This window comes from Halovivax gelatinilyticus (assembly GCF_024300625.1).
In the GTDB taxonomy this organism is placed as follows: domain Archaea; phylum Halobacteriota; class Halobacteria; order Halobacteriales; family Natrialbaceae; genus Halovivax; species Halovivax gelatinilyticus.
In genome coordinates this window covers 2,263,559-2,278,269 of record NZ_CP101322.1, presented here as the reverse complement: position 1 = coordinate 2,278,269, position 14,711 = coordinate 2,263,559, and the positions used below count along the sequence as shown (strand labels likewise).

General features: G+C 65.8%; 15 protein-coding genes. 7 read left to right on the top strand and 8 right to left on the bottom strand.

Features of this window, described 5'->3' with window-relative positions; translation table 11 throughout:
• Positions 1–125: 125 nt before the first annotated feature.
• Positions 126–1,385 (bottom strand): MFS transporter, encoded by a 1,260-nt coding sequence (locus tag NKH31_RS10750; RefSeq protein ID WP_425492259.1) that lies wholly within the window; start codon positions 1,383–1,385, stop codon positions 126–128.
• 123 nt (positions 1,386–1,508) lie between these two features.
• Here NKH31_RS10750 and NKH31_RS10745 point away from each other — a divergent pair, with 123 nt between their 5' ends.
• The 3 genes from NKH31_RS10745 to NKH31_RS10735 all read left to right on the top strand — a co-directional run bounded on the left by NKH31_RS10745 (position 1,509) and on the right by NKH31_RS10735 (position 4,976).
• The gene (locus NKH31_RS10745; protein WP_254861796.1) at positions 1,509–2,909 is read left to right on the top strand and encodes an O-acetylhomoserine aminocarboxypropyltransferase/cysteine synthase family protein; all 1,401 of its coding nucleotides are present in this window, start codon (positions 1,509–1,511) and stop codon (positions 2,907–2,909) included.
• Complete coding sequence (metX, locus tag NKH31_RS10740; RefSeq protein ID WP_254861795.1) at positions 2,906–4,174, top strand: homoserine O-acetyltransferase MetX; 1,269 nt, start codon at positions 2,906–2,908, stop codon at positions 4,172–4,174. Before NKH31_RS10745 ends, metX begins: the two co-directional genes overlap by 4 nt.
• Positions 4,175–4,277: 103 nt before the next feature.
• Positions 4,278–4,976: a DUF7978 family protein gene (locus NKH31_RS10735; RefSeq protein ID WP_254861794.1), complete on the top strand. Its 699-nt coding sequence runs from the start codon at positions 4,278–4,280 to the stop codon at positions 4,974–4,976.
• An 88-nt stretch (positions 4,977–5,064) separates the two neighbouring features.
• On the opposite strand, the gene NKH31_RS10730 is transcribed toward NKH31_RS10735, so the two are convergent.
• Complete coding sequence (locus NKH31_RS10730; protein WP_254861793.1) at positions 5,065–6,207, bottom strand: mechanosensitive ion channel family protein; 1,143 nt, start codon at positions 6,205–6,207, stop codon at positions 5,065–5,067.
• Positions 6,208–6,372: 165 nt separating this feature from the next.
• Between NKH31_RS10730 and NKH31_RS10725 the strand changes: the two genes are divergently transcribed.
• On the top strand, positions 6,373–7,062 hold the full coding sequence (locus tag NKH31_RS10725) for a DUF7978 family protein (protein WP_254861792.1): 690 nt from the start codon (positions 6,373–6,375) through the stop codon (positions 7,060–7,062).
• Position 7,063: 1 nt separating this feature from the next.
• Here NKH31_RS10725 and NKH31_RS10720 read toward each other — a convergent pair whose 3' ends face one another.
• Positions 7,064–7,477, bottom strand: a complete 414-nt coding sequence (locus tag NKH31_RS10720; RefSeq protein WP_254861791.1) for a hypothetical protein — start codon at positions 7,475–7,477, stop codon at positions 7,064–7,066.
• Between the two features lie 331 nt (positions 7,478–7,808).
• Positions 7,809–8,450: a phosphoserine phosphatase SerB gene (gene serB, locus NKH31_RS10715; protein WP_254861790.1), complete on the bottom strand. Its 642-nt coding sequence runs from the start codon at positions 8,448–8,450 to the stop codon at positions 7,809–7,811.
• Positions 8,451–8,585: 135 nt separating this feature from the next.
• On the opposite strand from serB, the gene NKH31_RS10710 reads away from it, so the two are divergent.
• Together NKH31_RS10710 and NKH31_RS10705 are read left to right on the top strand one after the other, a co-directional pair.
• On the top strand, positions 8,586–9,113 hold the full coding sequence (locus tag NKH31_RS10710) for a YeeE/YedE family protein (RefSeq protein WP_254861789.1): 528 nt from the start codon (positions 8,586–8,588) through the stop codon (positions 9,111–9,113).
• 133 nt (positions 9,114–9,246) lie between these two features.
• A complete protein-coding gene (locus NKH31_RS10705) occupies positions 9,247–9,705 on the top strand; it encodes a DUF6691 family protein (RefSeq protein ID WP_254861788.1) in 459 nt (152 codons plus the stop codon).
• Positions 9,706–10,117: 412 nt separating this feature from the next.
• Here NKH31_RS10705 and NKH31_RS10700 read toward each other — a convergent pair whose 3' ends face one another.
• Together NKH31_RS10700 and NKH31_RS10695 are read right to left on the bottom strand one after the other, a co-directional pair.
• Positions 10,118–10,438: a DUF5615 family PIN-like protein gene (locus NKH31_RS10700; protein WP_254861787.1), complete on the bottom strand. Its 321-nt coding sequence runs from the start codon at positions 10,436–10,438 to the stop codon at positions 10,118–10,120.
• Complete coding sequence (locus NKH31_RS10695) at positions 10,435–10,686, bottom strand: DUF433 domain-containing protein (protein ID WP_254861786.1); 252 nt, start codon at positions 10,684–10,686, stop codon at positions 10,435–10,437. Before NKH31_RS10695 ends, NKH31_RS10700 begins: the two co-directional genes overlap by 4 nt.
• Positions 10,687–11,090: 404 nt before the next feature.
• Here NKH31_RS10695 and serA point away from each other — a divergent pair, with 404 nt between their 5' ends.
• Positions 11,091–12,671, top strand: a complete 1,581-nt coding sequence (gene serA / locus NKH31_RS10690; RefSeq protein WP_254861785.1) for a phosphoglycerate dehydrogenase — start codon at positions 11,091–11,093, stop codon at positions 12,669–12,671.
• 37 nt (positions 12,672–12,708) lie between these two features.
• Here serA and NKH31_RS10685 read toward each other — a convergent pair whose 3' ends face one another.
• Together NKH31_RS10685 and thrC are read right to left on the bottom strand one after the other, a co-directional pair.
• Positions 12,709–13,032: a hypothetical protein gene (locus NKH31_RS10685; protein ID WP_254861784.1), complete on the bottom strand. Its 324-nt coding sequence runs from the start codon at positions 13,030–13,032 to the stop codon at positions 12,709–12,711.
• A 139-nt stretch (positions 13,033–13,171) separates the two neighbouring features.
• Positions 13,172–14,431 (bottom strand): threonine synthase, encoded by a 1,260-nt coding sequence (gene thrC / locus NKH31_RS10680; RefSeq protein WP_254861783.1) that lies wholly within the window; start codon positions 14,429–14,431, stop codon positions 13,172–13,174.
• Positions 14,432–14,711 lie beyond the last annotated feature (280 nt).

The window sequence follows — 14,711 nt, the reverse complement described above, 5'->3', positions numbered from 1 at the left end:
GGGATCGAACGGGTAAAAGCGAACCGTTAGCCGAATGCTCGTGCGGTGGGGTATCACGGCCCCAGGGACGTGAATCCGTTATATTTTGGGTCGCTGATCGCACCGGTCGTCTACCCGATCTGCGATCACGACGAGGCGACGTCCTCGCGAGTCAATCCGGGTGCGAGTTTGACGAACACCGGAACGGCCACGAGCGCGATCAGGATCTCCATGCCGCCGACGACGAGAAAGGCCGCGTCGTATCCCGCCGTACCGGCGACCGTGCCGCCGACGAGAAAGCCGGCCAGAAAGCCGAGGCTTCCGGCCATGTTGAACCCGCCCATCGCCAATCCGCGGTGATCGTCTGCGGCGAGGTCAGTTACGAGCGCCATCGTCGCGGGTGAGACGAGCGCCCCGAGGACGCCGACGGCGACCATCGCGACGGCGGCGAGCGCGACGGAGCCGGCCGCCCCCACGGCGAGAATGCCGACGCCGAAGCAAAGTGAACCGACGACGATCGGGACGGTCCGGCCGATGCGATCGGAGAGGATCCCCATCGGGTACTGCAACAGCGCGAACGGCGCGAAAAAACACGCGAGCAAGAGTCCCGTCGCGGCGGGATCGAGCCCGAAGACGTCCTGGAAGTAGAGCGTACCGACCAGGGCGAAAAAGCCCGCCGTCATCCGGTCGACGAACCCGAAGGCGTACGGAAGCGTCAGGATCGGACGATCGCTCACCCCGCGGGCCACCGCCCGCCAGGTTCGCGTCGTCTCGGGGGCCCGGTCGGGCACGACGGTCACGAGGGCCCCGACGACGACCAACAACGCGGCGGCGACGACGAGCGGCGCGACGGGATCGATCGCCGTCAGTTGCCCGCCGACGGGCGCACCAAGTGCCGCACCGAGCCCGATTGCGATACCCGCCGCGCCCATATTCTTGCCGTGGCCGCCCCCTAAGTCCATCAGCATCGTTATCGTCAGCGAGAAAGCGCCGATCGTCATCGCCCCCTGGAAGACCCGTAGCGCGAGGACGCCCTCGAACGGGATCGTGCCGATCGTCGGGACGAGCGCGAGCGCCGCGTAACCGGCCGCGCCGGCGAGCGACGCCAGGACGATGAACGGGACGCGTCGACCGGCGGCGTCGCTGGCGACGCCCCAGACGCCGACGAACGCGACGTAGGCGGCGAACTCGGCGACCAGAAACCACATGCTCGCGTCGAGTTGTGGCGACACCGTCCCCTCGTCGCTCGCCTCCGCACCGAGTTCGGTGACGAGGTCGGCGATCCCCGGGTACAGCAACAGCTGGGAGAACAGAACCGTGAAGATCACCGCCGCGAGGACGACGCGAACGTGCGATCGCGGACTCACAGGCCCGTCTTGGGCGCACCGGCCTATGAAGGCGTCCATTCCGGCCGATCCGTCGTCCTCGTCGACCCTGGCGTCGGAGCCCGAGAGCGAATCACACCCGTGCCAGGCGGCTTTTGCCGTTACTGGTAAGCATAAAGATGTTCGGTAATATAATCTCTAAGCATGAGTGACGAGCGACGCGAGACGCCCGAGCGCACCGGTGGCCTGAGCGGGCAGGCCGGAGGCGCGAGTGAGGCGGGAGACGACGCCCGTCGGCGTCGATCGGACGGGTTCGCCACGCGGAGCCTCCACGCCGGGTACCGGCCGGATCCGACGACCGGCGCCGCGGCGGTTCCGATCGTCCAGTCGACGTCGTATTCGTTCGGAGACGCGGACGAAGCCGCCGCCCGATACGCCCTCGAATCGGACGGTTACATCTACTCGCGGATCAGCAATCCGACGGTCGAGTGCCTGGAAGACCGGATAGCCTCGCTGGCCGGCGGAACCGGCGCCGTCGCGACGGCGAGCGGCATGGCCGCCCTCGACGCGATCACCCTCCCGCTCGCGTCGGCCGGCGACACCGTCGTCTGCTCGACTGACACCTACGGCGGGACGACCGCATACTTTCGCGAAACCGCGACGAGACGGGGTATCGAAATCCGGTTCGTCCCCACGCTCGATCTCGACGCCTACGAGGCGGCGATCGACGAGGACACCGCGTTCGTCCACGTCGAGACGATCGGTAACCCCTCGCTCGTCACCCCCGACTTCGAGGCCATCGCGGAGCTCGCCCACGACCGCGGCGTCCCGCTCGTCGTCGACAACACGTTCGCCACGCCGTCGCTCTGTCGCCCGATAGAACACGGCGCCGATATCGTCTGGGCCTCGACGACGAAGTGGCTCAGCGGCCACGGCACGACGCTCGGCGGCGTCGTGGTCGATGGCGGAACGTTTCCGTGGGACGAACACGCAGACCGGTACCCCGAACTCGCCGGCGAGAATCCCGCCTACGCGAACGTCGACTTCGACCGGGACTTCCCCGACGCTCCGTTCGCCGCGGCGGCCCGGTACCGCTCGGTTCGAAGCCTGGGAACCCAGCAGTCGCCGTTCGACGCCTGGCAGACGCTCCAGGGGATCGAAACCCTCCCGCTCCGGATGGGACGCCACTGCGAGAACGCCGCGATTCTGGCGGACTTCCTCGCCGACCACGACGCCGTCTCCCGGGTCGCCTACCCCGGTCACGAGACCCACCCCACCCACGACGACGCGAGCCGGTACCTCGATGGCTTCGGCGGAATGCTCGCGTTCGGCCTCGACGGCGGTGAGGGGTTCACCGACTACGAAGCCGGGAAGCGGCTGTGCGAGTCGGTCGAACTCGCTTCGTTCCTCGCCAACGTCGGCGACGCGAAGACGCTCGTCATCCACCCGGCGAGTACGACCCACGGCCAACTCGACCGTGAGGCCCGCGACGCCGCGGGCGTGTCCGAGGACCTGATTCGGGTCTCGGTGGGTCTCGAGGATCCGGCGGACCTACTCGCCGATTTCGACCGAGCGATCACGCGGGCGACGGAGGGGACGACGTGACGGGGCGACGCGCCGACGTCCCGACCGAGCGCGGGACGGTCGACCTCGGCTCGTTCACGTTCGAGTGCGGCGAGACGATTCCGACGCTCGAAGTCGCCTACGAGCGCCACGGCGAGTTCGATCCGTCGAGTGGAGCCGGCACCGATGGCAACGCCGTCCTCGTCTGTCACGCGCTGACGGGAAGCGCCCACGTCGCCAGCAGGCCGGACGACGCCTCGGAGACTGACGACGGGACGGCCGATCAGGCGCGCGCCTGGTGGGACGACACCGTCGGTCCCGGGAAAGCGATCGACACGACCGAGTACTTCGTCGTCTGTGCGAACGTTCCCGGCTCGTGCTACGGGACGACCGGCCCGTCGAGTGCGAACCCGGAGACGGGACGAGCGTACGGGAGTGACTTTCCACCAGTCACGGTCGCCGACTGGACGCGCGCCCAGCGGCGGCTCCTCGACGAACTGGGCATCGGCCGATTGCACGCGGTCGTCGGCGGCTCGGTCGGCGGAATGAACGCCCTCGACTGGGCGCGGCGCTACCCGGACGACGTCGATCGCATCGCCGCCATCGCGGCCGCCCCCAGGCTCGATCCGCAGTGTCTCGCCATGGACGCCGTCGCCCGCCGGGCGATCACGACGGACCCGGCCTGGAACGGCGGCGACTACTACGGACCTGATCGGCCGGATCCCGACGACGGACTCGCGCTTGCCCGCCAGCTCGGTCACGTGATGTACCTCTCGAAGGCGTCGATGGCCGAGAAGTTCGGCCGACGCTCGGCGGGTCGCGAGGCGAGTCGGGATCGGTTCGCCGCCGATCCGACCGCACACTTCTTTCCGTACCGCGACGTCGAGTCCTACCTCGATTACAACGCCGGTCGGTTCGTCGAGCGATTCGACGCGAACAGCTACTGCTATCTCACCCGGGCGATGGACGAGTTCGACCTCGCCGCCGGCTACGACGGCCTCGCCCACGCCGTCGCCGCGTACTCCGGTGAGACGTTGCTGATGAGTTTCACCGCCGACTGGCACTTTACCGTCTCGCAGTCGGCCGAACTCGCGAGGGGGTTTCGGGACGCGGGATCCGCAGTCGCCCATCACGTGGTGGAATCGAGTCACGGCCACGACGCCTTCCTCGTCGAACCGGAACACGTCAACCCGCCGCTCGCCGATTTCCTGGCCGACGGCGTCGCGGGCAACGCGGTGACCGACGTCGGCGAAGACGTTCCCGAACGAGAGCACGCACCCGTTCACAGCAGCCTGTTCGGTGACTGAGTCTCGCGGGATAGATCATCGATTCATACATCAATTTCCATATCGAAACGTTCATCCAGCAACCCTGCAACACCTCAATACTGTCAATTGAAGTGACTCAGTGATGGCAAACGGAGTGAAATACAAACACGGCGGTCCGGGTGTCGACGGTGATCAGGATGGGGATGGCGACCGTTCGGCTCGGCAGGTCGAACGGTACGTAGACCGCGAAACGGCGACCGTCGGACTGATCGCCGGCAGCTGCGCCGTCGCAGCCACGTTCCTCGTTACCCTCGCCGCGGCCATCTCCATCAGGGCGGGCATGGCCGCCGAGTTCGAGGACGGACAGACGCCACCGGTGACCGTCGAAGCGGCCTGGACCGTGCTGGTGAATCTCGGAACCAGTCTCGAGACGGGAGGCGAGAAGATCAACGCCGTCGATCTGATCTACTCGTGGGGGTTTTTGAACCTCGGGGCCAGCCCGGTGTTTATCCTCCTCAGCTTCGGAGCCATCGCGCTCGCGGGTTACCTCACCGCGGCGCACGTGGGGACAGCCGCGCCTCGTCGCGCGGTCGGCGCCGCCCTGTTCGTCGTCCCGGCGTACCTGGCGTACGCGGTCGGGATCGGCGTGGCGGTAACGTGGTCGCCCGACGAGGGCGTGGACGATGCGTACCCGCGGCCCGGCCCGGACGTCGGCGAAACCGTCTCCGTCGTCCTCACCGACGCCGTGGTGTACGCCGGGATCGTCTGGCCGGCCGTATTCGCGACGCTCGGAGCGATCTGTGCGATCGGGTTCCACCGCGTTAGCGCCGGTCGATCCTGACCGCCCGTCGCGATCGTTCGCCCGCAGACCGGGAGACTCGACCTCTGAATCGGGGTACAACACCGGGAGACGGGTCAGCAGGGAGGGTTCAGCGATCGTCGGATTCGGCCGAATTCGCTCCGATCGTCGCGTCTTCTTCGAATCGGAGTTCGTCGTCCGGCTCGAGGTAGCTTACCGTTCGCTGTGGGAACGGGATCGTGATTCCGGCGTTTTCGAAGGCGTCGTTGAGGTGACGGTTGAACTGGTCTCTGGCTCGCTTTTCGGTGAGCGGATGGGCGATGTAGACTCTGGCGACGAACTCGAGCGCCGAATCACCGAATCCGATGAAGAGGACTCGAGGCGATGGCGACTCGCGGATGAGCGATGCGTCCTCACAGACCTCGAGTGTGAGTCGCTCGACCTCCCGGTGGTCGGTGCCGTAGGCGACCGAAAACGGAATTTCGATCCGAACGTGGCGCTGTGGGGAGGTTTCGTTGACGACCTGCGTCGAGTTGAGGACCGAGTTCGGCACGGAGGCGAGGCGGTTGTCGGTCGTCACGACCGTCGTCGACCGCACGCCGATGTCGGTCACCGTTCCGCGCATATCTCCCTCGAGAAGGATCACGTCCCCGATCTTGTACGTGTTGTCGAAGTACAGCGCGATACCGCCGATGAGATTCGAGATGCCGTCCTGGGCGGCGATTCCGATAACGATCCCGAGCACGCCCGCCGAAGCGAGAAACGGCGTGATGTCTACGTTCCAGATCGAGATGAGAAGCAACAGCCCGCCGAGGAGCACCCCGATCGTCCACAGGTTCTTAAAGACCGGTGCGAACTCGTAGTTAGCGTCCACCGCCTTGACGTGCTCGATCCACCGGTTGCCGAGCCTGACCGAGGTTGTCATCCACAGCACGACGAGCACGGTCGTCAGGAGGGGAACGACGACGGTGCTCTCGCCACCATCGAACAGGAGGTCGAAACTCACGTAGACCCCGATCAGGGCGATCGTGATCGCGAGCGGTCGCGACGTCACCCCGAGTACCGTCCGGCGAAACGAGTGTTCGTCGGTCGCGCTGGGAAGTTCTCGCGTTCCCCACCACTGAACGACCCGTGCGAGGAGGTACGAGGCGAACAGAATCGTCGGGACGAGTACCAGCGGCTCCGTCACCGCCGTCTCGAGCCACGGCGGCGCGGCGTCCTCGACGACGGACAGGACGAGCGCAAGTACGAGCGTCGTCGAGAGTTCGTCCATTGGATAGCTCCGAGTTCTAACGGGAGCGGTATAATTCTTCAGTGTCGATCCGTCCGCGGCTGCACGGGTGAACGGTTGAAGAGGGAGCGCTCGCCAGACCGATACCGCGTCGATCGGACCCGTTTACATCACCACGTTCATTATCGTACCCAAATAGGAGAGGGTATGGCCGAAACGCCCACCTATCGCCACGGCGGCCCTGTCAACGACGACGAGTCCGATCCGCCGGACGATTCCGACAACGGAGGCGCATCGATCGTCACTCGGCTCCCTCTCGTCGGTGCCATCCTCACCGGGGCGGGCGCGTTCGCATTGACGACGCTGACGACCCTCGCGATGGCACACAGCTTCCGCCAGGGCGGCGGCCCTGGATTTCAAAACGAATCGCTCCCCCACGTCGCGATCGAGGCGGTGTGGACCGTACTGGTGGCGCTCGGGACGGAACTGCAGCTGGACGACGAGTCGATCGCCACCGGAGACTTCGTCGTGGTGTACGCGATTTCAGCCAGCGCCAGATCTCCGGCGTTTCACCTCTTCGCGTTCGGCGTCATCGTCGTCGCCGGCTACGCCACCGCCTCGTACGCCGATACGCGATCGATCCCCGAGTCGATCGTCGCGTCGCTGCTACTCGTTCCCGGCTACTTCGTTCTCGTCGTCGCCGCTGCGACGCTCGCGACGTGGTCGCCACCCGAAACCCAGGAGGTGATCAGTCCGTCCGTCTCCGACGCCGCGCTGTACGCCGGTCTCGTCTGGCCAGCGGCGTTCGCGGCTACCGGCGGACTCCTCGCCGTCGCGCGATCTCGATGGGGTGACGGGAGAGTTCGTTCGGAAACGAGGACGAAAGAGAGCGCGTAACTCAATCGGCGGCGTGGCCGCGGTCCCGGGCGTGATCGGTCGACGTCTCGTGTCGATAGGCGTCGTAACGGTATCCGTCGACGGTCGGGACGTACCGGCCGATCCGTCGCTCGCTCCAGCGCAGCGCGTCTCGTCCGAGAAGTTGAATGCGTTCGCGTCGCGTGGGCGTCGGACGGTCCGGCGTCGGCGACCGGACGATCGCGATGAGCGACCACATCATTCCGGCCGCGAACGCGCCGAGCGCTGAGAACGTCATTCCCAGCGTCGCGAACGTGATGCCGTAGACGACACCGATCGCCATCGACGGGACGCTCGTTCCGAGCGGGACGCGGGCGCTCGCGTCCCGAAGGGTCGGTGCCAGAAAGCCGATCGAGAGGCCGCTACCGATCATGAAAACGAAATCTTGCCACATCATCGAATAATGCTACTCGGAGGTGAGTAAATAAGCCCTTCCGTTCGATAATCGGTCGTTTTCGCTGAGGCTATCGGGCCATTACCTGTCGGCGCGACGGCCGATTCGAACGTGCGAGGATCTCGCATACCGGCATGTCAGGGGGCCGAAACCGAGACGGAGAGCTCATTACTCGAGCGTTTGTCAGCCACCGAGAGTCGTTTCAGCGGGTAGTCGATCCCGAAATGATGGATTACCTATCACGGACGGAGATCGATCGAGGTGAATCGAAGCTCGTCGAGGCAGAACGTGACGATCGAGGTCCGATTCAGAGACAGTACGTGATTACTCGCGGTCACGCCGAGAGGAGTTCCTCGTCGACGAAGCGTTCTCGCAGTTCGGCCATCGAGGCGACGGTCAGGTCGCAGGCCGACTCGACCGCCGGTTTGGGATCGAAGCCGACGGCCAGGCCCGCGACCCGGAGCATCGGACGGTCGTTCGCGCCGTCACCGACGGCGACGGTGTCGGCCAGCGAGACGGAGTGATCGCGCGCCAGGTCGGCGAGCGCGTCGTCTTTGGTGCCCTCGATCAGCGGCCCCTCGACCTCGCCGGTGAGTTCGCCCCCGTCGATCGGCAGCCGGTTCGCCACGACGTGATCGACGGTCACGCCCTCGCGGTCGAGCGCCGCTTCGACTCCCCGCTGGAAGCCGCCGGTCAGGATTGCAGTCCGGTGATCGGCCTCGTTCAACGCGCCGATCAGCGACGCCGCGCCGGGTCGAAGCGAAACGGCGTCGTAGGCGGCCGCCGCCTCGGATTCGTCGAGGCCGGCCAGAAGCGCCGCGCGCTCGCGCAGACTCGTCGCGTAATCGATCTCGTCGTTCATCGCCCGCTCGGTGATCACGGCCATCTCGTCGGCGACGTCACACCGGTCACCGAGTAACACCGTCATCTCTGAATCAGAAAGCGTCCCATCGAAGTCGAAGGCGACGAGCGTCATGGGTGTCGGTTCGAGCGGCGACGATTTACCAGTTTACGTTCGCGCGATATCGTCGATCCCCGGGAGCGTCGCAGGTACCCACCCGACGTTGTCGCAACCGTCAATCGATTAGGGCTCCGGCCGATAGTGGTCAGTATGTCCGCACTCGAACTTCTCCCACTCGTCACCTACGGCGAGCTCTTTCCGGAGGGAATCACCCGGTACGCGGTCGGGGGCGCGTTCATCGGCCTTGGGATCGCGGTCGTCTACCTGGGGACCGCCATCATCGCCGGGGCGAGCACGTTCCTCGAGACGACGCTGAGTTACGTTTCGAACCAGTCGCGATTCCAGCAGTCACGCTTTCTCGCCTCGCGCGACTGGCGCGTCGTCTTCACCGCGGGGATCGTTCTCGGCGCCGCCGGCTACTGGTTCCTGATCCTGAACCCCGTCTGGGAGGTCGGCTTCGAAGCGGCCGCCTGGCAGACCGACGTCCAGCTGTGGCGCCTGCTCGCCGGCGGCTTTCTCGTCGGCGTCGGCACCCGCCTCGGCAAGGGCTGTACGTCGGGTCACGGCGTCTGCGGCGTCGGCTCGTTCTCACAAACTTCGATCGTCAACGTCGCCACGTTCGTCCTCGTCGCGATCGGAACGGCGCAGGTCGTGATGGCGATGGGGGTGCAGCCATGAGTAACGAGACGGGAGCAACGCGACCGTCTCGAAAAATCCGAACGGGCGAAGCCCGTGAGGTAAGCGAGGCCCTCGCTTCGCTCGCACCTCGGAGAAAACGAACGGGCCACTGGCCCGAACGGAGGGCAGCGCTGTGAGCGACCAGAGTCCACTCTTCATGCCGCTAATCTTCGTCGGTGGGCTGCTCTTCGGCGTCGGGCTCGCGGTGAGTCACATGACCCATCCGGAAGTCGTCCTGGCATTCTTGCAATTTAGCGACCTCGGGCTGGCGTTCGTGATGGGCGGTGCGGGCGTGGTCACGATGATCGTCATCGGGATCGCCTCGCGATCCGGTCGGGTGGCGCCGCTCACGGGAACGCCCTACGGCCGGCGGCTGAAGTCGATGGATCGCAACGTCCTCTACGGCGGGACGATCTTCGGCGTCGGCTGGGGGCTGTCGGGTATCTGTCCCGGCGCGGCCTACGCCAGCGTCGGCGTCGGCAACTACCCAATCCTCGTCGCGATCGCCGGCATGTTCCTCGGCGCGTACGCGCAGGGGTACTGGCGGTCGGCGCGGGCCGCGGACAGGGCGGACGTCGCGGCTGGCGATTGAGCGAAGCGTCGGCCAGTCGAGCAACGATGGATGCGACGGTTTTCACCCAAAGAAGGTGCGTGGTCCGGCTCTATTCGTACGGCAACGACAGTGGTGGCTAGCCCGACGGAGGAATGGCGACCGACGGTTGCACACGCCCGATCGCAACGGATACCGGAGCAGCTGTGACGGAAACCTCGGCATGGACAACGGGTGTGCCGTTGGATTGATTCCATCCGTACCCAAAGTTTACGTACCACCGCAGTCCCCGCTACGGACCGCTATCCCGGTAGCACGCGTATGTTTTCGTCGATACGCTGGCCAATATCTTCGATCGTTGCCCCCAGCTTCCCGGTGAGCCCTCCTCTCCAGGTCAGTTCCTATACTCACACACCGGTCGATTTCGTCACGTAATCACCAAAGTGAGGATCGTTCACGCGAAGACGATCGTTCGGTGGAGATCTTGGTCCCGGTGGTGCTGAAGCGTAGCATCGATTCGTTGCACCAACTCACCGACGGTTCGTCCGTGCTGTGGGATGAACACAATTCCGGGATGGGCAGCGGTCGCATCGGCGAGTGAGAGGAAGTCGTCGTCGAACGCCAAAATTGTCCATCCGTGCTCTGCAGCGTACTCGATATGTTCAGCATCGGAAAACCCGAGCGTCCCCTCCTCGAGTGCCGTCGTCACCTCCCACCCGCGACGTTCGAGACCCTCGGCAACTGGAACCCAGACGTTTTCGTCCGCGTATATCATACCGTCGTGGCGTGACCGGAGTCGTCGGCCATGGCATCGCGAAACTCATCGATATTGGCATAGTAAAACGCGAGTGCCGTGTGGACGTCCGCGAGAGACAGTGCCGGGTAGAGGTCGACGATTTCGTCCGGTGAGTATCCACTGTGTTCGTACGCACTAGCGACGTTGACCACCCGAATTCCGGTCTCACCGATCGTCGGCGCTCCGTCGCTGTGTCGGTCGTCGCGAACGATATCCCGTCCACTCATGACATCGTATTGTGCTCGTTCGTTTTTAAAGGCTCGTCCAATAGTACGAGGATGTGGGCCCGGTGTGGGGATTCAGTATTCGATCGAGCGTGGGATCACTGCACGGGTCGCGGGATACGGAACGATCCACGTCGAGACGACGGACAACCGGCCGGTGAGACTGCCGGACCTTCGTGAGTATCGGAGCGTCGCCGACCGGCTCGACAAACTAGCCGAACATGACAGGAAGGAAGGTGTTAGACAGACTGACAGATAACGATTCAACGCCGGAACGAGAGGTTCGGCGTAGCCGCCCGCCTCGCATCGTTCGAGATACACGCGAGTGAATCGATCCACCCGTTCTGCGATCCGTCAATACTGCGACCTCCGCAACTGTTTACCTCGCGCACCCGATTAACTCAGCCATGCAGGTACTGGTCACCGATCCGATCGCTGACGCCGGGCTGGACGTCCTCCGCGAGGCGGGCCACGAGGTCCGGACGGGCTACGACCTCGAGGGGGACGCGCTCCTCGAGGCCGCCGCCGACGCGAACGCGCTGATCGTCCGCTCAGGGACCGAGGTGACGCGCGAGGTACTCGAGGCCGGCGACGAGCTCGTCATCGTCGGCCGGGCGGGCATCGGCGTGGACAACATCGACATCGAGGCGGCGACCGACCGGGGTGTCATCGTGGCCAACGCACCAGAAGGCAACGTCCGCGCCGCGGCCGAACACACCGTCGCGATGACGTTCGCCGCCGCGCGCTCGATCCCGCAGGCTCACGGCCGACTGAAAGCCGGCGAGTGGGCCAAGGGCGACTTCCTCGGCACCGAACTCAACGGCCGGACGCTCGGGGTCGTCGGTCTCGGTCGGGTCGGCCAGGAGGTCGCGAAGAAGCTCGACCCGCTCGGGATGGACATCGTCGCGTTCGATCCCTACATCGCCGAAGAGCGCGCCGACCGATTGGGCGCGACGCTCGTCGACCTCGAGACGTGTCTCGAGACGGCGGACGTCCTCACGATACACACGCCGCTGACGCCCGAAACGGAGGGGCTCATCGGCGAGTCCGAACTCGAATCGCTCGCGGGCGGCTACCTGATAAACGTCGGCCGGGGCGGCATCGTCGACGAGGCGGCGCTCGCCGCCGCGGTCGACGACGGGACGCTCGCCGGTGCCGCCCTCGACGTCTTCGCCGAGGAGCCGCTCTCGGCGGACTCGCCGCTACTCGACGTCGAGGATATCGTCCTCACGCCTCACCTCGGCGCCTCGACGGAGGCGGCCCAGACGAACGTCGCGACCTCCACCGCCGAGCAGGTCGTCGCCGCTCTGGCGAACGAGCCCGTCGCGAACGCGCTCAACGCGCCGTCGATCGACGAGGCCGCGTTCGGACGGCTCGCCCCCTACGTCGAGTTAGCCGAGACGGCGGGCACCGTCGCCTCACAGCTGCTCGACGGGCGAATCGAGCGCGTCGAGGTCACCTACGAGGGAGAGTTGGCCGACGAGGACGTCGAGTTCGTCACCGCGAGCGCGCTCGAAGGCGTCTTCTCGCCACTGGAATGGCAGGTCAACGCCGTCAACGCCCCGCAGATCGCCGACGACCGCGGCGTCGAGGTCGTCGAATCGAAGACCCACCAGACCGAGGACTTCCAGAGTCTCCTCTCGGTGACCGTCTCGAACGGAACCACCGACCGCACGGTCGACGGCACGCTCTTCGCCGGTGACGACCAGCGGATCGTCCGCATCGACGACTACCGCGTCGACGCGATCCCTCACGGCAAGATGGTCGTCACGCGCAACGCCGACGAACCCGGCGTCATCGGACTCATCGGGAGCGTCATGGGCGACCACGACGTCAACATCGCCGGGATGTTCAACGCTCGCGAGGCCATCGGCGGCGAGGCGCTCACCGTCTACAACGTCGACAGCGAGGTTCCAAACGCCGCCCGCACGGATCTCGAGGCCGACGACCGGATCATCGACGTTCGCTACCTGACGCTCTCTACGTGAACTGACGAACGAGGGGACGCGAGTTTCTGGTGTCGAATTACTCGCCGGGGACGAGCAACCGCGTGAGACGGGAGCGACGCGAGCGCGACGGCCGGTCCGATTCGTCGGCCGATCGATCGGCGAGCACCTGTTCGTAGCGGTGAACGATCTCCGCGTGACGGCGTTCGCGCGCCTCCAATTCCCGCGCTAAGGCGCTGACCGTGACGCGCAACTGCGTGCGTTCGATCTCGGCGGCGAGTCCGGGTCGGCCCTCGTCGACGTCCTCGACGGGCGCGACCCGGAGGACCGACCGCTCGGCGTCGTCAGGCAGTGATTCACCCCGCTCGACGGTTCGGCTGGTGCGATGTTGCTGGGCGGACATCGGGAGAAATCGGTACGTCGGCCCGTCACAAAAGGTTCAGTCAGCCCTCCGTCAGACATCGATCAGTCGTTCGATTATCCGAATAAATCGCCCTCGGTCGAGGGGGTGATGTGTCGAACGGAACGCGATTCGGTGTCATTCACGGTTCAGTTTCGAGGTGAGCGAGAACACCGTCGAGCGCCGCTGGGACTGGTTCGGGGTCGGTCCCCGCCTCGGCCGCCGCGTCGGGATCTTTCAACAGGTGGCCGGTCGTGAGACAGACGACGCGCTCGTCGGCGGAGACGACGCCCTCGTCGCGCAGTGTTCTGAGGCCGGCGAGCGAGGCGGCGGAGGCGGGTTCGACGCCGATTCCCGCGCCCGCGAGGTCGCGCTGGGCGGCCGTGATCGCCGCGTCGGTCACCGCGACCGCGGTGCCGCCGGTTTCGCGGATGCCCGGGAGCGCCTTCGGGGCGTTTACGGGGTAGCCGATTCGGATCGCCGTCGCTCGAGTTTCGACGTCGTCCCAGCGCCGGACCTCGTCGGCACCGCGTTCGATCGCCTCGACCAGTGGAGCGCTACCTTCGGCCTGGACGCCGGTCAGTTTCGGCACGTCGGTCGGCGAGAGCGCACCGGCGCCGACGAGTTCGCGAAACGCCTTGTACAGCGCCGCGGTGTTCCCCGCGTTGCCGACGGGGAGGACGATCCGGTCGGGGACGGTACCGTAGTCTTCGAGGAACCGCTCTACGATCTCGAACCCGATCGTCTTCTGGCCCTCCAGCCTGAACGGATTCACCGAGTTGAGCAGGTACGCCTCGCCGCGGTCGGCGAGGGCCTGGACGAGGTCGAGACAGTCGTCGAAGTTCCCGTCGACCTCGAGAATGCGCGCGCCGTGGAGGCTCGCCTGGGCGACCTTTCCGGCGGCTACCTTGCCCGTCGGCAGGAGCACCAGCGTCTCCATTTCCGCGCGCGACCCGTACGCCGCAAGCGCCGCGCTCGTGTTTCCGGTCGAAGCGCACGCGAGCCGAGAGACGCCGAGTTCGCGGGCGACGCCGACGCCGACGGTCATCCCCCTATCTTTGAACGAGCCGGTCGGGTTCATCCCCTCGTGTTTGATCCGCAACGTCTCCACGCCGACGTCGTCGGCCAGGTCGGGCACGCGATACAGCGGCGTCGCGCCCTCGTCGATCGTCACGCTCTTCTCGAGCGGTAAGGAGGCGCCGTAGCGCCAGACGCCGCGGCCGTCGAATTCGTCGAACGACGGCCGGTCGACGTAGCGGACCTCTAACAACCCGCCGCACGAATCGCAGACGTACCTGATCTCGGAAAACGGGGCGAACGACTCCTCACACGCGATACAACCGAGCCAGACGCCGTCTCGGGCGACGGCCGGCGGAACGGGCGGATCGGCGGATACCTCCATCAGGTCGGCTGAGGCGCTCTGGCTAAAAAAGTCGGCCGATGCTGGCAGTATCTCGGTCGAAGCGATCGCGGACGTCGGTACGGCTGTCACTGGTGACGATCGGTAGTACCGTTTCGCCTCTGTCTCAGTTCGGCCTGATTTTGTAGTCCCGTTTCGATACCCCCTGAGGACGCTCACGCCAGAAAGAGCGCCAGCAGCAGTGCTGGCCCCCCGACCAGCAAGAGCGTCGCGATGAGTAATCGGAGTGGCATATACGTTACGGCCAAACGGCCGTTACCTA